Here is a 25,905-nt window from a genome sequence, read left to right on the forward strand (position 1 = left end):
AACATGCAAATCTCCAAATTCTAAGCAGTTCAAGTCGGCTAAAATCATTTCATGGGGCTATAGTACGCAAAAGTACAGCATAGAGGAAACAGTATGTTTTTATGAGTTCGATCGGTTTTTTGAATTTTAGATTCAATAATGGTTTTTTTAATCATTTAAAAGCTGATCAAATAGGAAAGTGCTTCAACTTGTTATATAACTGCAATCATTTCATGGCATAACTAGAAGGTAAGTCGTATGACATTACAACGTGGTATCTATCAGCATTATAAAGGACAGCTTTATCAGGTCTTTCATGTAGCACGACATAGTGAAACTGAAGAGGAGTTGGTGGTGTATCAATGTTTGTATGGCGATTATTCAATGTGGGTACGCCCATTGAGCATGTTTACAGAGACTGTTCAGGTTGCCGATGGTCAAGTCATACCGCGATTTAAATTAATACAAAGCATTTAATTGCACTAAGCATTAAGTTTTGAGCATCATCGGAGAGTCTAAATATGACCAGCACAGTATTTTTACAACGTATTGCTGATTTGTATGACGAATTTAAACAGCATGATGCTCGACAGTCTGATCGTTTAAAACGTTATCGCAATATTGAAGCAGAATCTGCAAAGTTGCTGGCCATGTTGGTGCGTTCACAACAATCCAAAAGAATTTTGGAAATTGGCACATCGACAGGATACTCGACGCTATGGTTAGCTGAAGCAGCAAAGGCTGTCGGCGCTAAAGTTCAGACCTTAGAAATTAATGCATTTCGCAGTGCTCAAGCAAAAAAATATGCTGAAGAGTTTGGCTTAGAGCCTTTTATTGATTTTTGGGTAGGGGATGCATCTGTCTATTTGGCAGAAGCGAATGAACCATTTGACTTCATCTTATTAGATGCCGAGCGTGGTAGCTATGTGAGTTATTGGGAAGATTTAAAACGTTTGATGCAATCTTGTGGCAGTAGTTTAATCATCGATAATGTCATTTCCCATACTGCTGAAGTAAAGCCAATGCTTGAGTTAATTCGACAGGACGAAAACTTTATGAGTACCATCTTGCCTGTTGGGGCTGGTCTATGTTTAGTGGTGGCGCGCTAATCTTTATTTGTGATGATTTAAACGATAGCTCTGTGGACTGCAGCCCATGACTTTATTAAATGCACGCGTAAAGTTGGCAGGATTGGAATAACCTAATTCATAAGCAATGTGTGTGATGGTAAAGCTGGAGTTCTCAAGTAAACCTTTAGCACGTTCAATACTGATTTCTTGTTTCAGACGGTGAAATTCAACACCTTGCTGCTGTAAATAACGCTGTAGTGTTTTAGTCGAGATGTTTAATACTTTCGCGCATTCTTTTAATGTAGGAATTTGATTGGCCTGACGCAGCATCATGCTTACCCATTCTACAATTTCACCTTCATGGTAAATCTTTTGGATTTGTTCCTGACAGCGCTGCTCAACCACTTTTAAACTATGTGCATCTGCTAATGGTAAAGGTAGGGCAAGTTGTTGTTGGTCAATTACCACACGTATACCCGAGATCCATGCATCGTTAAAATGGAAGTTCGCTTTTATTAAATGTACATACAGTTCTTTATATTTTGGTTCGGGTACGCTAAGATAGATTTGATAACGTTGCAGTTGCTGTCCTGCTAATTCTAATAAACTGTAGTAAAAAGTGACGGCAATAGCTTCAATATGGAAGGCAAGACATTGTTTATTCATTTGCAAGATGGGTTCAAACAATAACTCAACTTTTTGCTGATCTGTTAAATACTGAATAGACAACTTAAAGCTTGGCATGATGAGTCTAAAATATTGTGCAATCAGTCGTAGAGCATGTTCGAGATGGGGACTCGTCATCAATGCATAGCCTACTAAGCTATGAGAGCTTAATTTAATATTTCTGCCTAATTGAAATGCTAGGTCTTCAGTATCGGGGAGGCTTAAAGCAAGCTCAATGAACTGTTCAATTTGTTGGATAGACAACAGGTCAGATGTGGAAATTTGCTCTCTAAAGACAGTTAGTATTTGATTATTATAATGATTTGTCTGAATCAATATATCAATTAACCGTAAATAATAACGAGAAGGAATGACAGGAATTTGTGATTGTTGCATTTTAATTAGGCAGTAAAGTCTTAAAATGATAATAGCAAGTCTTAAAATGATAATAAAGGACAACTTTAAAAGAACACAATTCAAGCAAGAAAACCAATATTTGATGAAAGGAGTTTCTAATGAATATGCATACACAGCTCGATATAGAACAAGCGACTGTTAAATTTAGAGACAAGAAACGACATTGGTGGTTATTGGGTTTGGCGGTTCCCGCAATCGCAATGAGTGGCTTGGCTGGCTATCAGTTTGGCCCAAAGAAAACAAAAAAGTTTTTTGCTTCATTTGGTCCATTATTTTTGCATGGTGTGATTCCTAGTCTAGATAAATTAATAGGAGAGGACACTGAAAATCCGCCAGTGGATGCGATTGCAGATCTAGAAGCTGATCCATATTATGCACGTATTGTGAAGCTCTATATTCCTTTGCAATACGCAACAAATATATATGGAGCTTATCTAGCAAGCCGAAAAAATACGTCTGTTTCGGATCAAATTTTATTAGGTACATTGGTGGGTATGGTCAATGGAGTCGCGATTAATACAGCACACGAACTCAGCCATAAAAGTGGAAAGCTGGAACATTATTTATCACATTTAGCATTGGCACCGTCAGGATATAATCATTTCCGTATTGAGCATCCTTATGGACATCATCGTCGTGTTGCGACGCCTGAAGATCCTGCTTCTTCACAGTTCGGTGAAAGCTTTTGGAAATTCTTGCCAAGGACAGTTATTGGGAGTTTTAAATCTGCCATTGAAATAGAAAAGAATCGCTTAGAGCGAAAAAAACTACCATTTTTTTGCAAAGAAAATGAATTAATACATGGTTGGGCGATGTCTGCCATTTATCATGCAGCCATGTTAAGCAAATTTGGTATCCGCTCTGTGCCATTCCAAGTCACGCAGGCTGCTTATGCCATCACCTTGTTTGAGTCAGTTAATTACATCGAACATTATGGTTTAAAACGTGAAAAGAAAGCCAATGGCCAATATGAGCGAACCTTGCCAGAACATAGTTGGAATAACAATAATGTGGTGACGAATTTATTTTTGTATCAGTTGCAACGACATTCTGACCACCATGCCAATCCTGCACGTAGTTTTCAAACCTTACGACATTTTGAGGATGCACCCCAACTACCTGCAGGTTATGGGGCTATGATTCTACCTGCTTTTGTTCCAGCTTGGTGGTCGAAAATCATGGATGATCGAGTGGTAGAGCACTACAAAGGTGATCTCAATCGAATCAATGTTTATCCTGAAGCAAAAGAAAAAATGTTTGCTAAATATGCTGAGTAGCTTGAAGCAAAATAAAATATCTCTACTTATAAGTCAGCTCATTATTGGGCTGATTTATGAGGATGAAGCTGAGATACATAATCGTTTAAAGTGAAGATCAAATTCGAGATATTTATGCACAAATGCGGTTTTATCTGTAGAGCGGAGTAAATTATTATAGATAAATTCAGGAACAGGATGATAAAGCTCACCAGAGCCATTATTATAAAAAATCTTCAAATAACGCGTAGAAACATCATATTTCCAAGAGGTTACAATAACATTTTTTTTCATCTATTTACCCCCATCTCATATTGATCATTTGTTACATATACGAAAACTCTTTATTCCATAATTTGACACTACTCCAAGTCACGCAGCCTGACAATTGATAAATGAAGATTGCAATGAAGATATAAGTATAAGAATTGTTAATAATTTAATAATGATATCGCGCTAAAAAAGAAACCACCCTTAGAGGGTGGTTTCAGACTCATTGGGATAATCTAATGAATTAGATTTTACCAACTAAGTCAATCGATGGAGCAAGAGTCGCTTCACCTTCTTTCCATTTAGCTGGGCAAACTTCACCTGGGTGAGTGTGAACGTATTGAGCAGCTTTTACTTTACGAAGTAATTCGTTTGCATCACGGCCGATACCACCAGCGTTGATTTCAACGATTTGGATTTTACCTTCTGGATCGATTACGAATGTACCGCGATCAGCAAGACCAGCAGACTCAATTAAAACATCAAAGTTTTTAGAAAGAGTCCAAGTAGGATCGCCGATTAATGGGTATTGGATTTTCTTGATTGCTTCAGAAGTGTCGTGCCATGCTTTGTGCGTGAAGTGAGTGTCAGTAGAAACACCGTAAATTTCAACACCTAGTTTTTGGAACTCTGCATAGTTGTCAGCCAAATCTTCTAATTCAGTTGGGCAAACAAAAGTAAAGTCAGCTGGATAGAAGAATACTACTGACCATTTGCCTTTAAGATCAGCTTCTGTAACTTCAACAAATTGACCGTTATGGTATGCAGTCGCTTTAAATGGTTTAACTTCAGTATTAATTAAGCTCATCATTGTCTCCATGATTGAGGTTTATCTTTAAACTAGGAACTTGTTTACGAGATGTAGAATAAATAATTTTTCATTATTGGGGAAATAGTATTTTTACATGACTGAAATCGGAAAAACGAATGATTCGATTTAAGTCCATATTTTTCCCCAAATTTATCCTGATTTGACGCCAACTTCATGACGACAAGATGACAGGACAGTTAAAATTAATGTGTTAGACAACATGCAGTTTCTGATACCAAAATTCAAGGGTAGAATTGAAAAAATTATAAAAATGTTTAATTTCTAGACTATAATTTAGACTTTGAGCCAAGTTGCTCGTGTAGATAGCGATTTAATATTAACAATGACTGATCAATTAAGAGCAAAATTTGAGAATTTAGAACTGAATGCTGGTCTAGGAAAAATTAGCGCCTTTATTTCGGTTTCTTTGGGGGGATTAAGCATATTTGGTGCGTTATGTTTTTTATTTCCAACTGTGCTCACCATGCCAGAACTTCGTCCTTTTTATACACAATATTATGATGTTTTTTATTTTAGCTTAATGACCGCAATCGTTCTGAGTGTTGGCTTTGGTGCGTTTAGCTCAATTGTTCGCCAAAATCGTTATGGTTTTTATGGGCTTTGTTTTGCTTTAGTTGCTGCGGTTCTAGGTTGTGGTTTGATCAAAGCACCAACACTGCCAACTTTATCATTTTATGCTGGTATTGATTATTTCATCTTAACGCTTGTCATTTTAGCGCTTGTCTTTATTCCACTAGAAGGTTTTTTCGCCAAAAATCCTGAACAAAAAATTCTACGTGTGGGGTGGGTGACTGACATGAAATATTTTATGTTTAGTCACATCGGAATCCAGCTTTTTACATTTCTGACAGTCATGCCGATTCAGTATTGGATTACGCATCTTCCGAACAATCCAATCGTTCCTTATGTACAAGCTCAGCCGATTTGGTTGCAGTTTATTGAGTTATTGATTGTTGTGGATTTTGTGGTGTATTGGCTACATCGGGCGATGCATGAAGTCGATTTTCTTTGGCGTTTTCATGCGATTCATCATTCTACTGAACATATGGATTGGCTAGCTTCATCACGTTTGCATGTGGTTGAAGTATTAATGACGCGCTTTATCGCAACTTTGCCGATTTTCTTATTGGGTTTTCATACCTCGGCAGTATTTGCTTATCTGATTTTTATTTCCTTTCATGCGATTTTTATTCATTCGAATGTGCGCTTTCGCTTTCCTTATTTACGCTGGTTAATTGCCACACCTGAATTTCATCATTGGCATCATTCATCAGAGAAACCGGCGATTGATAAGAATTATGCTGCATTTATTCCTGTATACGATGTCATTTTTAAAAGTGTATATATGCCGAATCATTTGGCAAGTGTATATGGAACAGTGGGATATAAGATCCCAAATAGTTTTATCCAGCAATTTACTTGGCCATTTAAAAAGTATGTTAAACGGTTGCGTAATCGTTTTAATCCTTCATCCAAACCATAAACGTTGAGTGGTAACTGCATCGAGAGTGTGAATTGATGCAGTTTCTTTGCATAGCGTGGCTTTAAGGCGTAAAATAGCCGACTATTTTGTTTTTCAGGAAAGCTGTTCAGTGCAGAGTCATTTAAATGTAGATCAATTGGTTATGGCACGTGACCGTCACCGTTTAAATCGACTGCGCAAGGATAAAAAAACAGAAACAGCAGAAATCGAAAAGCTCTTTGAACAGTCTAATCATAAAGTCAAACAGCGTCTCGCTCGATTGCCTCAGATCAAGCTCAATCAAGATTTACCTGTTACTCAATATGCTGATCGTTTAATTGAAGCGATTCAAAAGCATCAAGTGATTATCGTGGCAGGTGAAACAGGTTCAGGTAAAACCACACAACTGCCACAAATTGCAATGCTAGCAGGTCGTGGCTTAACAGGTATGATTGGTCATACCCAGCCACGTCGTTTGGCTGCACGCAGTGTTTCGCAACGTATTGCGGAAGAAGTGGGCCAGAAACTGGGTGAGGCGATTGGTTTCAAGGTACGCTTTAATGAGCAAGGGTCACAAGATTCAATTGTACGTTTGATGACCGACGGTATCTTGTTGGCTGAGCTGACCAATGACCGCTTTCTTTCAAAATACGACACGATCATTATTGATGAGGCACATGAGCGCTCACTCAATATTGATTTTATCATGGGCTATCTCAAGCAACTTTTACCAAAGCGCCCAGACTTAAAAGTGATCGTTACTTCGGCAACCTTAGATGTAAATCGCTTTAGTCAATATTTTAATGATGCACCTATCTTTGAGGTGGAAGGGCGAAGTTACCCCGTTGAAGTTCGCTATCGTCCTATATCTGAATTGAGCATTGTTGGTAGTGATGATGATGAGTTTGATGATTTTGAAGAAAATCTTCCTCGTGCAGTCGTACAAGCGGTTGAAGAGTGTTTTGCTGATGCAGAGGGCAAAGGCCACCCCGAACATGCCGATATCCTGATCTTTGCCAGCACTGAACAAGAAATCCGCGAATTGCAGGAAACCTTACAAAAGTATGGACCTCGTCATACTGAGGTTCTACCTTTATATGCCCGTTTGGCCTTGGCAGAGCAGCAAAAGATTTTCAGTCCAAGTGGTAAAGGCAGACGTATTATTATTGCCACCAACGTTGCGGAAACAGCGTTGACGGTTCCAAATATTCGCTATGTGATTGATAGTGGTTTTGCCCGTATTTCACGTTATAACTATCGTTCGCGTGTGCAACGTTTACCGATTGAAGCGATTTCACAAGCTGCAGCCAATCAGCGTAAAGGGCGTTGTGGTCGTATCGCTGCAGGTGTATGTATTCGCTTATACAGCGAGGAAGACTTTTTAAGCCGTCCAGAATTTACAGAACCTGAAATTAAACGTACCAATTTGGCTTCTGTAATTTTACAGATGCAAAGTCTCGGCTTGGGTAACTTAGAGGATTTCGATTTTATTGAGCCACCAGATTTCCGTTTGGTGAATGATGGTCGTAAGTTGCTCATCGAGTTGGGGGCATTAAATGAACGGAAAAATGAACTGACAAAAGTCGGTCAAATGATGGCGCGTATGCCGATTGATCCGCGATTAGCGCGTATGATTATTGGTGGCGCGCACTTTGGTGTGCTCAAAGAAACCTTGATTATCGTCAGTGCACTCGCCATCCAAGATCCACGTGAACGCCCTGCGGACAAACAAATGCAGGCGGATCAAAAACATGCGTTATTTAAAGAAGCGGATTCAGATTTTTTATTTTATTTAAAGCTATGGAATACCCTGCAAACCAGTCCTGACACCCAATCAGAGAACAAGCGTCGCCAATTTGCGCGTCTGCATTTCTTGAGTTGGTTGCGATTGCGAGAGTGGAAACAAACCCATCAGCAATTAGTTGAACTCGCTGAAGGTTTAAAGCTGAGTTTTAATGAAAAAGGCGCGAATTATGAAAATTTACACCGCGCGCTCTTAACAGGTTTGCTTTCTTTTATTGCCAATAAAACGGATGAACGTAATACCTTTATGGCAGTACGTCAGCAGAAAGCCAAAGTTTTTCCAGCCAGTACCTTACATAAAACCAATACCGCTTGGGTCATGGCCTTTGAAATGGTGGAAACTTCGCAAGTGTATTTACGAACATTGGCAAAGATTGATCCAGAATGGATTTTGCTGGCAGCACGTGATCTATTGAAATATCACTATTTTGAGCCGCATTGGTCGAAAAAAGCAGGCATAGTAAATGCTTATGCGCAAATTTCATTATTTGGTTTGATTATTGAACCCAAACGTATGGTGAATTTTGAGAAAGTAGATCAACCAGCAGCGCATGAAATCTTTTTACGTGATGCCCTGACGACTGGGAACTTGGGTATTACACCGCCGTTTTTGAAACACAACTTGCTAAAGCTAGAAGAAGTTGAGCGTGTTGAGGATAAATTACGTCGTCGTGATTTGGTGGTGGATGAAGAAACCATTTATCAATTTTATGCCGAGAAAGTTCCTAAGGAAATTGCGAGCCGTCGTAGTTTTGAAGACTGGCGTGCAACAGTAGAGCCAGATCATCCGCGTTTCTTATTTGTTGATGATGACGCATTGTGGATGAATGATCGTCCAACCACGCAGCAATTTCCAGATTATTTACATAATGGTCAATTGCGTTTGGCTACGAGCTATCGTTTTGATCCTAGTCATGATGAAGATGGTGCAACCATTAAAATCCCAGTACAGGCTTTAGCACAAGTGGATGAAAAGCAATGGTCGTGGGGGATTCCCGGTTGGAGACAAAATCTGATTGAAGCTTTGTTAAAAGCTTTGCCGAAAGATAAGCGCCGTAATTTAGTTCCTATACCTGATACTGCGAAAAAGCTGTTACAGGGGATCGATGCTGTACATTTAAGAGAGCATTTATTTAGCTATTTAGCATTTGCTTTACGTGGTGAACAAATCACAGAAAAAGATTTTTCTTTTGAAAAAATTGATCAATATCTAGTGCCTTTTATCAAAGTACTGGATGAAAAGGGCAAATTAATCGCACAAGGTCGTGATTTAGAAGAGCTAAAAGCACGTTGCCGGATTGAAACGCATCGTCCTGTGAAGCAACAACAGGGTGAGTTCCAAAACTTTCCTGAGAGTTTTGTATTTGAAGCATCACAAAAAGTAACTGGTGTGGTGGTGCAACAATATCAGGCATTGGTTCCTACCAAATTATTTGCTGAGCTTGATGCTAAAGATGAATCTGGTGTGGTAGTTCAAACCTTTAACGATCAAAGTGAAGCGATTAAGCAACATCGAGAAGGTGTGATTCGTCTCGTACATTTGCAGTTAGGGGATTTAATTCGTCAATTGAAAAAGCAGATTTCCAAACCTTTGGCTTTGGCCTATTCACCTTTAGGGGATCTTGCAAAACTAGAGCAGATGCTGGTTTATGCCACGCTGCAAGTCTCGATTCTGGAACTTCCTAAACATGCGGATGAGTTTCAGCAACTTTTACTTGAAATCAAAAAGCATTTTTTGACAAATGGTCAAAAGGTTTTAAGTGATATTACGGAAATCTTTACGCAGTGGCAGAAAATTCGTCGTGAGTTATTGGTGCTTGATCAGAGTATCTTTGGTCGGAGTATAGATGACATAGAAGATCAACTTGATTTAATGTCATTAGTGGACTTTGTTTATAGTCGTCCTGCTGATCTTTGGCAGGAATATCCACGTTATTTAAAAGCATTGCTATTGCGTTTAGACCGTTTGCCAAATAATCTACAACGTGACCTTGCGGCAATTAATGATGTCGATCCATGGATGGACAAAGTATTTAAGTTCAAAAATGATCCTAAAATCAAAGAAATGTATTTGATGTTAGAGGAGTTGAGAATTTCCTTGTTTTCTCAACCGATGAAAACAAAGATGCCAATTTCACCAACTAGATTACAAAAACTATGGGATCGATTAGCAATCGGTTAAACTGAGCGACAATGAAAGTTAGAACCATTCTTTACAGGAGTTTTACATGGGCATCCGTATAACAGGTACAGGTTTGTTCCACCCAACCGAATCTATTTCCAATGAAGAGTTGGTTGAAAGTTTAAATGCTTATGTAGAACAGTATAATCAAGCCAATGCTGATAAAATTGCAGCGGGTGAACTAGAAGAACTGCGTGGCTCTAGTCCTGAGTTTATTGAAAAAGCTTCAGGGATTAAGCGTCGTTACGTGGTTGAGAAATCTGGTATTCTTGATCCAACACGTTTGCGTCCTCGTTTACAAGAGCGTAGTAATGATGAGCTTTCACTTCAAGCGGAGTGGGGTGTAATTGCTGCAAAACAAGCGATGGAAAATGCAGGGGTTACTGCTGAAGACATCGATGTCGTGATTTTGGCATGTTCAAATATGCAACGCGCATATCCAGCCGTTGCCATTGAAATCCAGTCAGCATTAGGTATCAAAGGTTATGCTTATGATATGAATGTGGCTTGTTCAGCAGCGACATTTGGTTTAAAGCAGGCCTATGATGCAGTGAAATGTGGTGCTCGCCGTGTTTTACTGCTTAATGTTGAGATTACATCAGGTCATTTAGATTATCGTACGCGTGATGCACACTTTATCTTTGGTGATGTTGCGACAGCTTCAATTATTGAAGAAACTGAAACAAAATCAGGTTACGAAATCTTAGATATCCATTTGTTTACCCAATTCTCAAATAATATCCGCAATAATTTTGGTTTCTTAAACCGTAGTGAAGATGCGGTTGTCGATGACAAATTGTTCCGTCAAGATGGCCGTAAAGTTTTTAAAGAAGTTTGCCCGCTTGTTGCGAAAATCATTACCGCGCAATTGGAAAAACTCCAATTAACACCTGAGCAGGTTAAGCGTTTTTGGTTACACCAAGCCAATGCTAATATGAACGAGTTAATTTTAAAACTTGTCGTTGGTAAAGAGGCGAATTTAGAACGCGCACCAATTATTTTAGACGAGTTTGCCAATACCTCTTCTGCTGGCGTGATTATTGCCATGCATCGTACAGGCGAGCAAGTGAATGATGGTGAATATGCTGTGATCTCTTCGTTCGGTGCTGGTTATTCTGTCGGCTCGATTATTGTGCAAAAACATATCGCATAAATTTTTATAAATAAAAAAACACCGCATTTAAAAATGCGGTGTTTTTTTTATTTAAGCATGGGCATTTATTTCAACATAATCGCGAGATCTATCAGTTGAGGGGTCGTGCTGCTACCAATCGTTGAGGCAGCTAGATTGGGTGTACCGTCTACATTAATAGCAAGTCTAGCCCTTGGTGTCATAATCGTTGTATCATTATTTAAATCAATCCGATATAAAACAGATGGTCCTGTCATTCCTGAGACGGTTGCTAAGGCAAAACCGTTATCACCACCCGCAATATCAAAGCCATTATCTAGCCCTAAGTTGATGCCTAAAGCACCAATTGAATTGAGTACACCATCGTTTGGTGGACTTTGTTTAACTAAAAGTTGGTTGCCTTGATCTAGGTTAAATAATTCTGTACCAATCATTGCGATCGGTGTTTGGAAGCTATTGGTGTAAGCTGCTGCGGTTACAACAGCACCTTCGATTCCATTGAGTTCACCATCGGTAATGGTGTCACCAGTGTCAACATTGATACGTAAGCTCTGTCCGGTATTGCTAATAACACGTAATCGGTCTGCTGCTGGGTTAAAGTCAACGGCAAAGTTGGTACCTAGCAGTGTAGTGAATGGATTATCATCACCCATTGCAGCTTTCAATGAGGTTTGAAGGGTGGCCATACCTGTTTGCATATTGATAGTGTATAGATTTGATTGATCACTTAATCCATAAAGCATGCCTGATTTATCGGTCATAGTTTTGAATCTGAAATCTATCCCGATAATTTTTTCTCCAACCTTTAAACCTGTGATATTGGTCTGTTTGACTGTATTTGGGCTATTTACCATAAAGTGCAGTAATTGATTATTCGCACTGAGGCCAAATGCATGAGCGCCACTATCTTTGGCACTTTCAAGTGCTAAACCGCGAATTCCAGCAGTTTGAAACAGATTTGGTAGGTTTTTACTTTCTACTACAGCAGCATTGTCTGAACCTACAGCGGCAAGGTTTAAGTGGTGAAGTTGATAGTTTCCAGCAGCTTTGAGGGCTGCATAGCCGACATTATTAATAGGATCAATATCAAAACCACCGCCACCAGAAATGTTAACACCCTGAGCGAGCATTGCTGAGTTACTCAAAGTACCTGCATTGGCGTTTTGCAGATAGATACGATCAGTATTTTGATCAATACTAAATAATCGTGTAGAACCCGTACCAGCCATTGCGTTGGTATATGCGGCAGCGATAATCGAAACTGAGTCAGTACCTGAACTGATATTGCCATCGGTGATGGTTGCGCCTGTATCTACATTGATTCTTAAATTTTGCCCGTCATTGCCAATTACTCTTAGACGGTCAGCTGCTGGATTGAAATTTACAGTCATTAAATCAGGATTACCCGTTATTTTGCTGTAAGGTGCATTGCCATCTGTTGTATCACTTGGGTCTGCAACTAATTTACTTACCCATGTAACTCGACCTGTTTGAGGATTAAGTGTGTAAATATTGCCCATGGTGCCAACAGCATAAAGTTTGCCGTCTTTGGGGCGGTGGTCAATACCGATGAGTTGTTCATCTGCTTGTAAGCCTGTAATTTTAAGATTGGATACTAATTTTTCAGGTTGATCACGGTTAATTGAGCTGATCATCCCATTGGCTGTTAAAATTAGTACATCGCCCGTATTGGTAGCTGAGGGCTTAGAATCATTATTAGAATCACTGTTACATCCTAAAAGAAACACGCTACCGAGGATTGCAGTGCTTAGTGATAAAGTTTTTCTATTCATTTTTTCATATCCTGATTAATACTTTTTTGATAAGAAGTTGTTGGTTTTATTCCGTACCATGTATAAAACGAGAACTTCTAATGATTTTGTGATGAGTTATAAATAAAGATTGAAACCTCTATTTTTTTCATTGTTAGTTCAAATAGTTTTTATCAACCTTAATCAGGATATAAGTGTGAGTATTCAAAGTAAATTTATGTTTTTAAGTGATTTTTTTGTAATAGGGTTTTGAGTTGTAATTCTTCACGCCGAATTCACGGCTGATCAGAAAGGCTTAAGTTGTGACATGATCTGGTTGAAATATATTGTAAAAAAAAGAGAATATAATATTCTCTCTTTCAGCTAAATTATTGAGTTAGGATTAGGCTTCTACAGTTTGTACTGCAATCTTTTTAGCTGGATCTACTTTGCGGCGTACTGCTGGTACAGGCTCACCATGATATTGGCGATCAGCAAAGTAGCTTGAACGAACCATTGGTGCAGACCAGATATTTCTGAAACCGAGTTTACGACCATGTTCTGCATAACGCTCGAATTCTTCTGGTGTGACAAAACGGTCGATTGGTGCATGTTGCTTAGATGGTTGTAGATATTGACCAATCGTTACGTAATCAACATCATGAGCACGAAGATCATCAAGCAATGCAATCACTTCTTCTTCTGTCTCACCAATACCAACCATCAAGCCGCATTTAGTGGGTACATCAGGGCAGTATTCTTTAAACATTTTCAAAAGATTTAAAGAATGTTGATAGTCTGAACCTGGACGCATTGCTTTATATAAGCGCGGAACAGTTTCAATATTGTGATTGAAAACATCAGGTGGGCATTCAGTCATGATACGTAAGGCGATATCCATACGACCACGGAAATCAGGAACTAGAATTTCCAATAATGTTTTCGGACTCAAATCGCGGGCTTCTTTGATACAATCAACAAAGTGTTGAGCACCACCATCTAGAAGATCATCACGATCCACCGATGTAATTACGGCATACTTTAAACCAAGATTGGAAATCGTCTCAGCCATATGGCGTGGTTCATCAGGATCAAGTGTATTTGGTCGCCCATGCGCGACGTCACAGAAAGGACAACGGCGAGTACAAATATCACCCATAATCATGAATGTGGCAGTACCACCACCGAAACATTCTGGTAAATTAGGACAAGCTGCTTCTTCACACACGGTATGAAGCTTTTGTGAACGTAAGGTTGTTTTGATGCGCTGAACTTCGTCTGGCGCAGTCATTTTGACGCGAATCCAGTCTGGCTTGCGAGGCACTTCAACCGTAGGGATAACTTTTACAGGAATTCTTGCGACCTTTTCTGCGCCACGAAGTTTTTGACCCTGTTCAGGTTTACGGTGTTCAGACATATCTTTTCTACAACCTTTGATTTCAAATCTCTTGTTATTATAGTCAAATTTGCTGCGGGATAGGACGAATTAGGTATTCATTTTAAAAATGTCTATATATAAAATATACGATTGAGAAATATATCAATTCAACGCATATTAGTTATCATATATTTAGAAATACGCAGCGAGAAATCAAAGGAGCTTTTAATGCCACGTAAGAAAGAGGTCGTTGGTGGGAATATTGTCAAATATGATGCAGTAATTCTCGGTTCTGGCCCAGCTGGTGAAGGCGCGGCAATGAAGCTAGCTAAAGCAGGTAAACGTGTAGCAATTGTTGATGTTCGTGATCAACTTGGTGGTAACTGTGCACATGTAGGTACAATTCCAAGTAAAGCATTACGACAAACTGTTTCGAGTATTATTCGTTACCAGCGTGATCCAATGTTTCAAAAAGTAGGTGAATGGAAACAGTTCACGATGAAACAGGTATTACGTAATGCGCACAAAGTGATTCAACAACAAGTAGATACACATACCCGTTTTTACGATCGCAATAAAATTGAAGTTTTTCATGGTCGTGCATATATCCAAGATAAAAATACAGTTTTAATTTTTGGTCAGGATGGTATTAAAGATACCATCATTTGTAAACAGATCGTGATTGCTACAGGTAGTCGACCATATCAACCGCAAGGTCTGGACTTTAATCATCCACGTGTTTTTGATTCAGATAAGATTTTAGATCTTGATTATACGATTCAAAAGATCATCATTTATGGTGCAGGTGTAATTGGTTGTGAATATGCCTCTATTTTTATTGGGCTAGACCATAAAGTTGATTTGATTAACACACAACAAAAGTTACTCAGTTACTTGGATGATGAGATCGCAGATGCATTGTCATATCACTTACGTGAACAAGGTGTATTGATTCGTCACAATGAGCAAATTGATCGTTTAGAAACTTTTGATGATCATGTGGTTTTACACTTGCTCAGCGGTAAGAAAATCAAAGCAGATGCAATCTTGTGGTGTAATGGGCGTTCGGGCAACACGGATGGTCTGGGCTTAGAAAATGTTGGCTTAGTACCGAATAGCCGTGGTCAATTAATGGTAAATGATCAATATCAAACTGAAGTGGAAAATATTTTTGCAGCAGGTGATGTAATCGGTTGGCCGTCACTCGCATCGGCAGCATATGACCAAGGGCGTTGTGCGGGTGCTAATATGGTTGGCGAGAAAAATGTCAAACCAATTAAAGATGTACCGACTGGCATTTACACCATTCCAGAAATTTCCTCGATCGGTAAAACTGAACAGGAACTGACTGAAGAAAGAATCCCATACGAAGTTGGACAAGCGTCTTTCCGTCATTTGGCTCGTGCACAAATTACAGGGGATACGGTGGGGGAATTAAAGATACTATTCCATCGTGATACCTTAGAAGTGTTAGGTATTCACTGTTTCGGGAACAATGCTGCTGAGATTATTCACATTGGTCAGGTGGTGATGCATAGTCCAAACAATACCTTGAAGTATTTTGTTGAAACAACTTTTAACTATCCAACGATGGCAGAAGCTTATCGTGTGGCCGCTTTAAACGGTATCAATCGTTTATTCTAAGCGAAGGATATTGTCTGATATTATAAAAATGCCAATCAACTTGATTGGCATTTTTACATTGTGAACGAAAGAAAGGTAAGAATGAAAACTCAAAAAAATAATTGGATCTTATTGATTGTCATTGCGTTACTGGTATTTGCTTATGTTGGTTTGGATTTTAAGCAAAATAGTACACAACGTGGAGAAGTTTCCTCATCAGTTGAGCGGCATCCTGTTGATGATCAGGCCAAGATCATGCAAGCCTTTCAGCAACAGCGAAGTAAACTTCAAGTGCGTTCACAGGGGAGCGTTAAGGCACTTCTTCCTGATGATAACGATGGCTCTAGGCATCAGCGAATCATTCTTCAATTGGACAATGGTTTGACACTATTGGTTGCACATAATATTGACTTGGCACCACGAATAGAGGGGCTGCAAAAAGGTGAAACGGTTGAGTTTTATGGGGTGTATGAATATAACAATAAAGGTGGGGTTATCCATTGGACACACCACGACCCAAGAAGAAAACATATTGATGGATGGTTGAAATATAAAGGAAAAATGTATCAATAATATATGAGGGTTAAGGAGAAAGAATTATTTATTCATCCCAGAAATCTCGATCAAATGGTTTAAATTGAAGAGCATCTTTCTTTGAGATGCCAAATTCATTGATTAAATTGATATAAGCTCTCTCAACATTTTCAAGTGCTGACTCTTCAATTGGACCATATATTTCACCATTTTTCATAATAAGTGCATAAATATAGTCAATTGAGCCACCAAAACACTCATATTCAATAAAAAGCCATTGTCTAACATGATTAATATTCATCGCTCTAAAAAGAGCTTTTATTTCATCTGGTGACGATGGCGTTTTAATTGACGGGGAGAGCTTTATCCCAATGCCATGGAATGGTTCTTTGATATCTTTCCAAGTAGCCCCGTCAATAGGAGAAAAAGGGCTTTTCATTTGCTCGGTTAATGCAAAAAAACCTACAAATTGATATGACATTTAAATCCTATTCCTGAATATTTAGAGGCTTGTTGCATGATATGCGCTAAATCAGCTTGTAAGCGCCAATTTATGACGAGATTTCCATTTAGGTAGGACTTTAGCTAAATAAGCATCCATACACCATACAGGGCCAATCAGAAGGAATTGCAGATCTTTGAAGAATGATGGTTTCTTACCTTCAACTTTATGCCCGTAAAATTGACCAATCCAAGCAATGACAAAAATTCCAATATAAAAACCGACACCGACTGGAAGAATGATGATTAACCATGCCATTACTGCGAGAAGCGCAGCCATCGCGACAGCAAGTACGATGTCCAAACGTGCATAAAAAACTAAAGTGAGCACAAGCAATAGAGCAGTGAGTAAGGTGCTAAAATGCGCCAAGATCCCAATAATCGAAAACAGGATCGCAGGAACGCAAACCCAATGGATTTTCTTGTTGGTCTGATTTTGATGACTATCGCTATATTCTTCAAACCACTCATCGATCGATTTCACAGCGCTCTCCTTGCAATAATATTTTTTTATTTTTTTCAATATACCGAAGAACCGCTTTAGCGTCAAAAAGATTGAAAGGGATATTTTATTTAGATTGGCAATAAAAAAAGCCACACATGGTGGCTTTAATTATATTGCAATGAATGATCTAAACTTATGAATTTGGACCATCAACGCGTTCGATACTAACTTTACCCAGACCTGCATTTGTAAGTCCGATTTGCTTCGCCGCACCATAAGATAAATCAAGTACACGGTTACCATGGAAAGGACCACGATCATTAACCTTTACCACAACACTTTTACCATTATCTCGATTGGTTACGCGAATATAGCAGTTGAGCGGAAGGCTACGGTGTGCAGCGGTCATTGCATTCATATCGAATGTTTCACCACTTGCAGTTTTACGGCCGTGGAATTGACGACCATACCAAGAAGCAACACCAGTTTGACTAAACTTACGTACAGTGTTTGATGCAACTGTATTCAGTTTTTCAATCACTGAAGGCTCTTCTTCAGGGATGTCGATTTTAGCAGCGATCGTTTGACGACGTACTTGGTCACCTGAGCGCTCAGTGATTGAAAGACTATTTACGTTAGAAAGACGCGAATTAAAATTTTGAGAATCTTTGCTAAGAACGCGGGCTGCCAAATTAGAACCTTCAACATCGCTGTTCAACGATGAAGACTGAACCATTTCAGCATGTAACGGGCTTAAACTTAAGCCTGCCGTCAGCGCTAGAATATATTTTAGCGAAAACTGCATTGTATAAACTCCTAGAGAACATGCTTTTCTATTTCAACAGAACAACCTGAAATATAGTGCACATGTCTAATTATTCACTTTTGCAATTTGCAATTCGGAGGGCAGTTTTAACCACTTTATGCGTTTTAACGGCCCGTTCACTTGGTGTGGATAATATTCATCGCTTAGGAAGTGTGTCTAGTCATTGGAGATAAATAGCAACAAAAAGTACAAAAACACACAAATATTGATCATTTATTGATCAATATTGTAACAAAATATGAATTTTGCTGATTTAGTGTGCTTTGTACCCATTTTTTTTATTGACTTTTTGTAAAGTTTGGAAAAATTAGTCTATCGACTCGCTACTTCAGTGCCTAATAACCATACAGCAGTCGCATACATACGACTTCTGTTATAGGTTGTAATCACTTGGAAATTCGGAAAAGTGATGTAATAAATTGGACCCGAACGATCTTGTAGCTGAATGACATTCACAAGATCTAAATCGTCAATTTTTACCAGTGGATTAACAGGCGCAATCCCTAGTCGTTTTAACTCACCATAAGGCGTAGGAAGGGTTAAATCTTTGGCAATAATACTTTCAGGGTCATTACCGAGATAACGTGCTGGAAAGCCAATTGGGCGATCACGTTCCCAACCATGCTTGGCTAAATAATTTGCAATTGATCCAATTGCATCAGTAGCAGAGTTTCTTAAATCAATATGACCATTACCATCATAATCGACGCCCAGTTTTTGGATATTGCTCGGCATAAATTGCGGGTAACCAATTGCTCCTGCATATGAACCAACGATGCTATTGGTTGGATAGCCTTCTTTGTAAGTCCATGCGATGAGCGCGGATAATTCATCACTAAAATATTCAGCTCGACGTGGATAACCAAAAGCCAGCGTTGCTAAAGCATCTCGTGTCACGAAAGAGCCTTTATTTGCCCCGTAGCCTGTTTCTACCCCTAGAACACCGAGGATGACGGCTTTAGGGACGCCAAATTGTTGTTCTGCACGATTTAGCGCGTCTTCATACTGATTTTTAAAGCGGATACCACGTTGAATTGTACCTTCGACCAAAAACATAGAACGATATTCGTACCAAGGTTTACTTTCACCTGGACGTGTCATGATATTTAAAATATTAGGTAGATTGCGAGCACCGCTCATGGCTGTATCAACTTGCTCGCTACTCAAGCCATATGTTGACATTGTTTTTTGTTTAAAAGCCAAATAATTGGGATGGGAGTAAAACTCATTGGCATGAACCCAATTACAGCTTAAGAATAAACCCGCACTCAAGCTAAGAAGTCGAACTGTTTTACTTAAAGTGTTATTCAACATATGTTTATTAAATTCCTCGTTATCGATGCGTATGAATAGACATAACCAGTCCAAAAGTCGCCATAAGTGTAATAATTGCAGTTCCGCCATAGCTCATAAAAGGCAAAGGCACACCCACTACAGGTAAAATACCACTGACCATGCCTGCATTTACAAATACATAAACAAAAAATGACAAACCAAAGGCGCCTGCAACTAAACGACCATAGTTATGGAAACTTTGTAGACCAATTTGAAAAGTTCTAAAAATAATTGCGAAATATAAAAGGATCAGCAGGGTCACGCCAATTAAGCCAAACTCTTCTGAATAAGCGGCAATAATAAAGTCGGTATGGCCTTCAGGGAGAAAGTGCAGATGGGATTGAGTACCTTCCAGAAAACCCTTGCCAGAGAACCCCCCAGAGCCAATCGCAGTTTTGGACTGGATAATGTTCCAGCCTGTGCCTAAAGCATCTGCTTCAGGATTTAATAAGGTCAGCACACGTTGCCTTTGGTAATTATGTAATAAAAAGTGCCATGCAATTGGTATCACGATTGCAACTGCACCCGCAGCAGCGGCTATTAATTTCCAAGATAAACCACTCAAGAAAAGTACAAAAATCCCGCTTGCAATTACCAACAGCGATGTACCTAGGTCAGGCTGTTCAGCAATCAGTATAAATGGAATAAGAATCAGGATAAGGGATAGAAATACCTGAGAGAAACTAGGTGGAAGCGCTTTACGAGACAAAAACCATGCGATCATCATCGGCATGCCAATTTTCATAAATTCACTGGGTTGCACGCTTCCAAAGCCTGGGATATCGATCCAACGTTGTGCCCCCATACGCACTTCACCAAAAATCATCACGGCCAGTAAGGACAAAACCCCGAAAGCATAAAAATAGGGTGAAAATGCCTGATAAACTTTGGGTGGTATCTGTGCCAAGCTCAACATGACCACAAAGCCAATACAAAAGCTGATGGCTTGTCTGCTAACCAAGCCCACATTTTGTGCTGAAGCGCTATATAAGATCGTCAGCCCAAGAATGGCATTTAAGATCAAAAATAGACAAAGCCATGGGTCAATATGGAGCTGTTGCCAACGAGAGGGCTGTGTCGCGGTGCTTAAGCCATCACGCGGTGCATGACGTAAAAATTTGTATTGTGAGCTTGGGGACATGCGAATCTAGATCAGGTAAATCAAGGCTTTGGGAATGCTAACATAAACGCTAATTTAGACAATGAAAATTTAGAAATTGTGACACTTCTTGGTTTTAAATCAGCATAAAAAAAGCGACGATTTTAAAATCGTCGCTTTGATAAAAATGTTGGCTTATTTTTGAATCAACAACTGATCAAAGTGCTTAGTAAATACTTCTAGCTCTTCTTGACTCAAGCTTGGGATAAGTTTTTTGATTACAATATGTACAGCAGTTTCAACACCGCTGGTTGCTACACTTGCAACACCGCGTTTAACCATACCTAAACCAAGAGTCTTGTTGTATTCAGTCATAAAGTGTTGAATAAGCGCATCTGCAAAAGACTTAAACTGTTGGGTTAAAGCATCGCGTTGGGCTTTACCGTTACCAGCTTGAACTTCAGCAAAGCTTTTCTTCATTTCTGTAACAAGACTATCTGGTAAAACTGTACCAATACGTTGTTTACCCTCATTATCAGTAAACAAACTTTTTTCCATAAACGCTAAAGATTCTAAGACTTGTTCGTTAGAGGTTTTACCTAGAAGCTGTTTCATCAAGGTTTCAACAATGCTACGGATTTTAATTGCAAGTCCTTCAGTCGTGTCACGCTTTTCACTTGGTGGAAATTGTTGAACCAGATGAACCAACATAGTGTCAATTAACTCATCAGTAAGCTGTAGAGAAATTTTGTCACGTAAAGGGTATTGTGGTTCTTTGCTGTCACGATTGGCTTGTGCAAGTTGAATGTCTTTACTCAAGCTTTCTGATGGAAGAATACCGAAATAACTGGTCATTGAAGAACGTCCTCTATATCAAATTTATTCGTTTTATTGTCGTGCCAAGCGAATTGGCTCAGGCATCCATGACACATCTGATACTCGACATGGATTAATATCCAATCCACCACGGCGAGTATAAGTCGCATAGACCATCAACTTTTGAGGTCCGAGCAATTTCCATATGTCAGCGAATATCTGCTCAACACATTGCTCATGAAAACCATTATGCTGACGGTAGGAGATAATATAGGCTAATAGGCTACGATAACAAGGTTTTTTGCCTTGAAAACGAATAAAAACTGTACCCCAGTCAGGTTGACCCGTGACTGGACAATTACTTCTAAGCAAGTGCGAGTACAGTTCAATTTCGAGCTCTTCATTTTCGTCGGCATCTAATCGCAGCAGGCTTGCATCTGGATGCTCAGACAAGCGATCAGGTATCAGGTCATCGATACAAATACCTGTTGGTTTAGATATTTCTAAATCATCAACTTGAAAGAGTTGCAGCTCAATTTTTGCACCTGCGGCAAGGGATAGATCACGCTCGACAGTTTCAATGAATGCTTGTTTCGATTCAAATTTAGTAAAATTCAAACTATTGAAATAAAGTTTGAGCGACTTCGATTCGATTAAATTAGGTGAGCTAGCAGGCAGTGTTAAACGGCCAATCGCGACCTGTGGCAAGCCTAGTGAGCTGAGCCATGAAATCTCAAATACATGCCACCAGTCTTTACCTTGAGTGATCCCTTCAACATCTGCATATTGCTGACGAGATTCGGCACGAGAGATAGGAAATAAAACCTCAGGTTGATATTGAGTTGGGTATTGGGTTTCTTTACCCAATTGAGAATGTTCAACACTCATTCACGCATTCCTGAACCACGAGCTAATAAATGATAAGCGATTGCATACAAGACGATACAGCAGAGTGTCACAATGCCCAAAGAAAAGGAAACATTAACGTCACTATGCCCTAAAATGCCAAAGCGGAAAGCATTGACCATATATACAATCGGATTGATTAAAGATAGGTTTTGCCAAAATGGGCTTAATGCACTAATCGCATAGAAAACACCGCCTAAATAGGTAAGGGGTGTTAACACAAAGGTTGGAATAATAGAAATATCATCAAACGACTTTGCGTAGACAGCATTGATAAAACCACCCAGAGAGAACAATAACGAGGTGATGATGACGGTATATATTGTCACAAAGAAATTATAAATTTCTAAGTGGGTAAAGAACAAGCTCATCAAGGTCACAATCAAGCCAACCAAGACACCACGACACACCCCACCAATTACATAGCCCCAAAGGATTAAATGTAATGGCACGGGACTCATGATCAATTCTTCAATGCTTTTTTGGAATTTCGCACTAAAAAAACTTGATGAAACGTTGGCATAACTGTTGGTAATGACTGCCATCATGATTAAGCCAGGCACAATAAATTGCATATAGCTAAAGCCACCCATTTCCCCAATACGTGAACCCACCAGATTGCCAAAAATCACAAAATATAAACTCATGGTGATTGCAGGCGGGAGTAAGGTTTGTGGCCAAATACGCATGAAACGGCGTATTTCTTTAACAACTAAAGTCCACAGTGCGGTTTGTAACTGACTAAAGTTCATTGATCCGCTCCTGTAAGATTTTTTTCAACCATTTTGACGAATAATTCTTCCAAGCGATTAGATTTGTTGCGCATACTACTGACTTGAATGTTTTGTGATTGCAATAACAAGAATAAGTCATTCATGGTATGTGCTTTATCCATAGTGACTTCTAGCGTTACTTGATCAATCAAATTAAATTTGAAACCAATAATATTTAAATCCATGTGATTTATAGGTTCAGCCAAATCACAAATGAACGATTCTTCATTGAGCTGGTTCAAGAAGCCTTTCATCGAGGTGTCTTCTTTAATCACACCACGATCAATAATGGCGATGCGACGACACAACATTTCGGCTTCTTCGAGATAATGTGTGGTGAGAATGATGGATGTGCCGTTTTCATTCATCTCAGTCAAAAATTCCCACATTGAACGACGTAATTCGATATCTACACCGGCCGTTGGTTCATCGAGGATAAGCAGTTTCGGTTCATGCATCATGGCACGTGCAATCATCAAGCGGCGTTTCATACCGCCTGAAAGCATACGTGATTGAATATTACGTTTTTCCCAGAGCCCGAGTTTTTCTAAATAATACTCTGCACGTTGTTCGGCTAATTTTCTAGGAATGCCGTAATAACCCGCCTGTGTCACCAAGATATCAAAAGTTTTTTCAAACTGACCGAAGTTAAATTCTTGTGGAACAACACCTAAACATTGTTTTGCGTGTGAAGGGTGAGTATCCAAATTGTGGCCAAAGATCTCGACTGAACCCGATGTTTTTTTGGTTAGTGAGCTGATGATACCGATCGTGGTTGATTTACCTGCACCATTAGGTCCTAATAATGCATAAAACTCACCCTCAGGCACGGTTAAGTTAATACCTTTTAACGCCTGAAAACCATTACGATAAGTTTTGGACAAATCGCTCAATACCAAAGCATCAGTCATAAAACGTCTCACGTTATTAAATAGAATGGGTATTCTGAGCGATATGGAACAAGAAACCAAGTGTAAAAGTGGTTTATCTTGTTCTATATATAGAACAGGGTTTCACAGAGCAGAGGAACCGATTACCTCAAATAAAATTAAGTGTTAATTGATTTAAATTGTTTAATGAGGAAATCAATAAAAATCTGCAATTTTTTTGAAATGTTTTGACCATTTGGATAAAGCGCGTAAAAGTTCATCATTGGGCTATGATAGTCCTCCAAACATCTGCAAATCTCACCAGCATCAAAATATTTTTTTGCAATAAAATCAGGTAAAAAGACGATCCCGTGACCTTTGGTGCATAAATCTAGTAATAGGTCGCCATTATTACAGATAAATTTTGGATAGCATTGGATCAACTCTGTTGTTTCATTTCTCCTAAGGGTGATTTTATTGTGGCTGTTTTTTTGGCTATACAGCAGGATATCGTGTTTTTTTAACTCGTCGATTGTATTCGGTATTCCTTTTTTTTCCAGATAATCCTTTGATGCATAGAAGCTACGTTTGTAAGTTCCAATCACAGTGTTCTGGAAGTTGTGATCTGCTGTGTCATCGACCCTTAGAGTCAAGTCAAATTGTTGTTCGTAAATATCAACAAAGCTATCCGTAAGATATAAGTCGATTTTAATGAAGGGAAATTGTTGAATAAAATCTGAAATGATATTTGTCAATACATCACGGCTAAACGAGAGGGGCGCATTAATTTTTAACTCACCTTCTGGATATTGTTGATCATAACTAATCTCATATTTTGCCCATTCTAATTCACTCATCATGACTTTGGCATGTTGATAGAACTTTTCTCCACAGGGCGTGAGATTCATTCGACGTGTTGTTCTGATAAAAAGTGAAACCTTTAAATCATTTTCAAGATACTGAATTCTTTTAGAAACTAAATCTCGTGAAATATTTAAATGTTTAGCTGAAATACTAAAATTTCCATGTTCAACGACGCTTAAAAAAGTATTGATGCAGTCGATTCTATCCATGATTTATCCATTTAAATGTTATTAAATGGATATTCATGCATTTAGATAAACGAAGCAAGTATGTTTCTGATTGTATTCAAATCGCAGACAAATTGATTCAATTTTGCTATCTATTTTTTTACAGCCAGTTTTGTTTTCATAGAACGACATCGTTTACAGTCAGTATGTCGAGTTTGAAAATGAACAAATCACTTTTAGAACAATTATCACCAACAAATTGCCAAGTCATTTTTATAGACCATCAACCGCAAATGGCTTTTGGGGTACAATCAATTGACCGCCAAGTTCTTAAAAATAATACAGTTGGTTTAGCAAAAGCTGCGAAAGTTTTCGGTATTCCAACTACGATTACAACGGTTGAAACAGAAAGTTTCTCAGGTCACACCTATCCAGAATTATTAGATGTTTTTCCTGATGCGCCTTTACTTGAACGAACGTCAATGAACTCATGGGATGACCAAAAAGTTCGTGATGCATTAGCAAAAAATAATCGCAAAAAAGTGATTGTGTCTGGTTTATGGACAGAGGTTTGTAATAATACCTTTGCTTTCGGTGCAATGCTTGAAGGTGATTATGAAATTTATATGGTGGCAGATGCGTCTGGTGGTACTTCAAAAGAAGCTCATGATTATGCGATGCAACGGATGATTCAAGCGGGAGTAGTGCCAGTGACTTGGCAACAGGTTTTACTGGAATGGCAACGTGACTGGGCGCACCGTGAAACTTATGATGCTGTGATGGCTATTGTACGTGAACATTCGGGCGCCTATGGAATGGGTGTGGACTATGCTTATACGATGGTACATAAAGCACCAGAACGTACAACAACGCATCACCAAGTTATGTCACCTGTTCCTGCAAAATAATAGATCATTGAAAGGCAGGATTTCATGCCTTTCTTTTTCCT

The 25,905-nt window shown here is 39.0% G+C and carries 24 protein-coding genes; 9 read left to right on the forward strand and 15 right to left on the reverse strand.

The window, feature by feature from the left end; genetic code table 11:
- The first annotated feature begins 237 nt into the window (after positions 1 to 237).
- Positions 238 to 456 carry a DUF1653 domain-containing protein gene (locus DK207_RS05310; RefSeq protein ID WP_109440260.1) on the forward strand — a complete coding sequence of 73 codons (219 nt, stop codon included), beginning with the start codon at positions 238 to 240 and terminating at the stop codon, positions 454 to 456.
- A gap of 44 nt (positions 457 to 500) precedes the next feature.
- Positions 501 to 1,088, forward strand: a complete 588-nt coding sequence (locus DK207_RS05315) for an O-methyltransferase (RefSeq protein WP_109440261.1) — start codon at positions 501 to 503, stop codon at positions 1,086 to 1,088.
- Between the two features lie 3 nt (positions 1,089 to 1,091).
- Here the strand turns inward: DK207_RS05315 and DK207_RS05320 are convergent, their stop codons facing one another.
- A complete protein-coding gene (locus DK207_RS05320; RefSeq protein ID WP_109440262.1) occupies positions 1,092 to 2,111 on the reverse strand; it encodes a helix-turn-helix domain-containing protein in 1,020 nt (339 codons plus the stop codon).
- Between the two features lie 119 nt (positions 2,112 to 2,230).
- Here DK207_RS05320 and DK207_RS05325 point away from each other — a divergent pair, with 119 nt between their 5' ends.
- A complete protein-coding gene (locus DK207_RS05325) occupies positions 2,231 to 3,409 on the forward strand; it encodes an alkane 1-monooxygenase (RefSeq protein WP_109440263.1) in 1,179 nt (392 codons plus the stop codon).
- Positions 3,410 to 3,463: 54 nt separating this feature from the next.
- Here the strand turns inward: DK207_RS05325 and DK207_RS05330 are convergent, their stop codons facing one another.
- Together DK207_RS05330 and ahpC are read right to left on the reverse strand one after the other, a co-directional pair.
- Positions 3,464 to 3,682: a KTSC domain-containing protein gene (locus DK207_RS05330; protein WP_109440264.1), complete on the reverse strand. Its 219-nt coding sequence runs from the start codon at positions 3,680 to 3,682 to the stop codon at positions 3,464 to 3,466.
- Positions 3,683 to 3,902: 220 nt separating this feature from the next.
- A complete protein-coding gene (ahpC, locus tag DK207_RS05335) occupies positions 3,903 to 4,466 on the reverse strand; it encodes an alkyl hydroperoxide reductase subunit C (RefSeq protein WP_109440265.1) in 564 nt (187 codons plus the stop codon).
- A 346-nt stretch (positions 4,467 to 4,812) separates the two neighbouring features.
- Between ahpC and DK207_RS05340 the strand changes: the two genes are divergently transcribed.
- The 3 genes from DK207_RS05340 (at position 4,813) to DK207_RS05350 (ending at position 11,090) form a co-directional block, all read left to right on the forward strand.
- Positions 4,813 to 5,973 (forward strand): sterol desaturase family protein, encoded by a 1,161-nt coding sequence (locus DK207_RS05340; protein ID WP_109440266.1) that lies wholly within the window; start codon positions 4,813 to 4,815, stop codon positions 5,971 to 5,973.
- A gap of 109 nt (positions 5,974 to 6,082) precedes the next feature.
- The gene (gene hrpA, locus DK207_RS05345) at positions 6,083 to 9,937 is read left to right on the forward strand and encodes an ATP-dependent RNA helicase HrpA (protein WP_109440267.1); all 3,855 of its coding nucleotides are present in this window, start codon (positions 6,083 to 6,085) and stop codon (positions 9,935 to 9,937) included.
- A 46-nt stretch (positions 9,938 to 9,983) separates the two neighbouring features.
- Positions 9,984 to 11,090 (forward strand): beta-ketoacyl-ACP synthase III, encoded by a 1,107-nt coding sequence (locus tag DK207_RS05350; RefSeq protein ID WP_109440268.1) that lies wholly within the window; start codon positions 9,984 to 9,986, stop codon positions 11,088 to 11,090.
- Between the two features lie 65 nt (positions 11,091 to 11,155).
- On the opposite strand, the gene DK207_RS05355 is transcribed toward DK207_RS05350, so the two are convergent.
- Together DK207_RS05355 and lipA are read right to left on the reverse strand one after the other, a co-directional pair.
- A complete protein-coding gene (locus DK207_RS05355; protein ID WP_109440269.1) occupies positions 11,156 to 12,862 on the reverse strand; it encodes a DUF4394 domain-containing protein in 1,707 nt (568 codons plus the stop codon).
- Between the two features lie 361 nt (positions 12,863 to 13,223).
- The gene (lipA, locus tag DK207_RS05360; RefSeq protein WP_109440270.1) at positions 13,224 to 14,237 is read right to left on the reverse strand and encodes a lipoyl synthase; all 1,014 of its coding nucleotides are present in this window, start codon (positions 14,235 to 14,237) and stop codon (positions 13,224 to 13,226) included.
- 189 nt (positions 14,238 to 14,426) lie between these two features.
- Between lipA and sthA the strand changes: the two genes are divergently transcribed.
- Positions 14,427 to 15,842, forward strand: a complete 1,416-nt coding sequence (gene sthA / locus DK207_RS05365; RefSeq protein ID WP_109440271.1) for a Si-specific NAD(P)(+) transhydrogenase — start codon at positions 14,427 to 14,429, stop codon at positions 15,840 to 15,842.
- Positions 15,843 to 15,923: 81 nt separating this feature from the next.
- Positions 15,924 to 16,394, forward strand: coding sequence for a DUF3465 domain-containing protein (locus DK207_RS05370; protein ID WP_109440272.1), 471 nt, complete (start codon positions 15,924 to 15,926; stop codon positions 16,392 to 16,394).
- Between the two features lie 28 nt (positions 16,395 to 16,422).
- On the opposite strand, the gene DK207_RS05375 is transcribed toward DK207_RS05370, so the two are convergent.
- The 10 genes from DK207_RS05375 to DK207_RS05420 all read right to left on the reverse strand — a co-directional run bounded on the left by DK207_RS05375 (position 16,423) and on the right by DK207_RS05420 (position 24,998).
- Complete coding sequence (locus DK207_RS05375) at positions 16,423 to 16,836, reverse strand: hypothetical protein (RefSeq protein WP_109440273.1); 414 nt, start codon at positions 16,834 to 16,836, stop codon at positions 16,423 to 16,425.
- Positions 16,837 to 16,887: 51 nt separating this feature from the next.
- Positions 16,888 to 17,340, reverse strand: a complete 453-nt coding sequence (locus tag DK207_RS05380; RefSeq protein ID WP_109440274.1) for a DUF962 domain-containing protein — start codon at positions 17,338 to 17,340, stop codon at positions 16,888 to 16,890.
- A 154-nt stretch (positions 17,341 to 17,494) separates the two neighbouring features.
- Positions 17,495 to 18,106: a septal ring lytic transglycosylase RlpA family protein gene (locus DK207_RS05385; protein WP_109440275.1), complete on the reverse strand. Its 612-nt coding sequence runs from the start codon at positions 18,104 to 18,106 to the stop codon at positions 17,495 to 17,497.
- Positions 18,107 to 18,439: 333 nt separating this feature from the next.
- Positions 18,440 to 19,441: a lytic murein transglycosylase B gene (gene mltB / locus DK207_RS05390; RefSeq protein WP_109440276.1), complete on the reverse strand. Its 1,002-nt coding sequence runs from the start codon at positions 19,439 to 19,441 to the stop codon at positions 18,440 to 18,442.
- A gap of 19 nt (positions 19,442 to 19,460) precedes the next feature.
- The gene (gene rodA, locus DK207_RS05395; RefSeq protein ID WP_109440277.1) at positions 19,461 to 20,603 is read right to left on the reverse strand and encodes a rod shape-determining protein RodA; all 1,143 of its coding nucleotides are present in this window, start codon (positions 20,601 to 20,603) and stop codon (positions 19,461 to 19,463) included.
- Between the two features lie 153 nt (positions 20,604 to 20,756).
- The gene (locus DK207_RS05400) at positions 20,757 to 21,416 is read right to left on the reverse strand and encodes a hypothetical protein (RefSeq protein ID WP_109440278.1); all 660 of its coding nucleotides are present in this window, start codon (positions 21,414 to 21,416) and stop codon (positions 20,757 to 20,759) included.
- Between the two features lie 33 nt (positions 21,417 to 21,449).
- Positions 21,450 to 22,265: an NADPH-dependent 7-cyano-7-deazaguanine reductase QueF gene (gene queF / locus DK207_RS05405; protein ID WP_109440279.1), complete on the reverse strand. Its 816-nt coding sequence runs from the start codon at positions 22,263 to 22,265 to the stop codon at positions 21,450 to 21,452.
- Positions 22,262 to 23,035 carry an ABC transporter permease gene (locus DK207_RS05410; protein ID WP_109440280.1) on the reverse strand — a complete coding sequence of 258 codons (774 nt, stop codon included), beginning with the start codon at positions 23,033 to 23,035 and terminating at the stop codon, positions 22,262 to 22,264. Before DK207_RS05410 ends, queF begins: the two co-directional genes overlap by 4 nt.
- On the reverse strand, positions 23,032 to 23,967 hold the full coding sequence (locus tag DK207_RS05415) for an ABC transporter ATP-binding protein (RefSeq protein WP_109440281.1): 936 nt from the start codon (positions 23,965 to 23,967) through the stop codon (positions 23,032 to 23,034). Before DK207_RS05415 ends, DK207_RS05410 begins: the two co-directional genes overlap by 4 nt.
- Before the next feature lie 137 nt (positions 23,968 to 24,104).
- On the reverse strand, positions 24,105 to 24,998 hold the full coding sequence (locus tag DK207_RS05420; RefSeq protein WP_109440282.1) for a LysR family transcriptional regulator: 894 nt from the start codon (positions 24,996 to 24,998) through the stop codon (positions 24,105 to 24,107).
- A 179-nt stretch (positions 24,999 to 25,177) separates the two neighbouring features.
- On the opposite strand from DK207_RS05420, the gene DK207_RS05425 reads away from it, so the two are divergent.
- Positions 25,178 to 25,864 (forward strand): hydrolase, encoded by a 687-nt coding sequence (locus DK207_RS05425; RefSeq protein WP_109440393.1) that lies wholly within the window; start codon positions 25,178 to 25,180, stop codon positions 25,862 to 25,864.
- Positions 25,865 to 25,905 lie beyond the last annotated feature (41 nt).

The sequence above is a fragment of the Acinetobacter haemolyticus genome (assembly GCF_900406815.1).
In the GTDB taxonomy this organism is placed as follows: Bacteria; Pseudomonadota; Gammaproteobacteria; order Pseudomonadales; family Moraxellaceae; genus Acinetobacter; species Acinetobacter haemolyticus_A.

Bases quoted from the DNA above. Each gene is read 5' to 3' on its own strand.
- DK207_RS05420 (WP_109440282.1), bottom strand. From the start codon at position 24,998: ATGGATAGAATCGACTGCATCAATACTTTTTTAAGCGTCGTTGAACAT.
- DK207_RS05400 (WP_109440278.1), bottom strand. From the start codon at position 21,416: ATGACCAGTTATTTCGGTATTCTTCCATCAGAAAGCTTGAGTAAAGAC.
- DK207_RS05355 (WP_109440269.1), bottom strand. From the start codon at position 12,862: ATGAATAGAAAAACTTTATCACTAAGCACTGCAATCCTCGGTAGCGTG.
- DK207_RS05340 (WP_109440266.1), top strand. From the start codon at position 4,813: ATGACTGATCAATTAAGAGCAAAATTTGAGAATTTAGAACTGAATGCT.
- queF (WP_109440279.1), bottom strand. From the start codon at position 22,265: ATGAGTGTTGAACATTCTCAATTGGGTAAAGAAACCCAATACCCAACT.
- lipA (WP_109440270.1), bottom strand. From the start codon at position 14,237: ATGTCTGAACACCGTAAACCTGAACAGGGTCAAAAACTTCGTGGCGCA.
- rodA (WP_109440277.1), bottom strand. From the start codon at position 20,603: ATGTCCCCAAGCTCACAATACAAATTTTTACGTCATGCACCGCGTGAT.
- DK207_RS05425 (WP_109440393.1), top strand. From the start codon at position 25,178: ATGAACAAATCACTTTTAGAACAATTATCACCAACAAATTGCCAAGTC.
- DK207_RS05410 (WP_109440280.1), bottom strand. From the start codon at position 23,035: ATGAACTTTAGTCAGTTACAAACCGCACTGTGGACTTTAGTTGTTAAA.
- DK207_RS05320 (WP_109440262.1), bottom strand. From the start codon at position 2,111: ATGCAACAATCACAAATTCCTGTCATTCCTTCTCGTTATTATTTACGG.
- sthA (WP_109440271.1), top strand. From the start codon at position 14,427: ATGCCACGTAAGAAAGAGGTCGTTGGTGGGAATATTGTCAAATATGAT.
- DK207_RS05350 (WP_109440268.1), top strand. From the start codon at position 9,984: ATGGGCATCCGTATAACAGGTACAGGTTTGTTCCACCCAACCGAATCT.
- DK207_RS05370 (WP_109440272.1), top strand. From the start codon at position 15,924: ATGAAAACTCAAAAAAATAATTGGATCTTATTGATTGTCATTGCGTTA.
- DK207_RS05330 (WP_109440264.1), bottom strand. From the start codon at position 3,682: ATGAAAAAAAATGTTATTGTAACCTCTTGGAAATATGATGTTTCTACG.
- DK207_RS05385 (WP_109440275.1), bottom strand. From the start codon at position 18,106: ATGCAGTTTTCGCTAAAATATATTCTAGCGCTGACGGCAGGCTTAAGT.
- DK207_RS05375 (WP_109440273.1), bottom strand. From the start codon at position 16,836: ATGTCATATCAATTTGTAGGTTTTTTTGCATTAACCGAGCAAATGAAA.
- DK207_RS05415 (WP_109440281.1), bottom strand. From the start codon at position 23,967: ATGACTGATGCTTTGGTATTGAGCGATTTGTCCAAAACTTATCGTAAT.
- mltB (WP_109440276.1), bottom strand. From the start codon at position 19,441: ATGTTGAATAACACTTTAAGTAAAACAGTTCGACTTCTTAGCTTGAGT.
- DK207_RS05315 (WP_109440261.1), top strand. From the start codon at position 501: ATGACCAGCACAGTATTTTTACAACGTATTGCTGATTTGTATGACGAA.
- ahpC (WP_109440265.1), bottom strand. From the start codon at position 4,466: ATGAGCTTAATTAATACTGAAGTTAAACCATTTAAAGCGACTGCATAC.
- DK207_RS05325 (WP_109440263.1), top strand. From the start codon at position 2,231: ATGAATATGCATACACAGCTCGATATAGAACAAGCGACTGTTAAATTT.
- DK207_RS05310 (WP_109440260.1), top strand. From the start codon at position 238: ATGACATTACAACGTGGTATCTATCAGCATTATAAAGGACAGCTTTAT.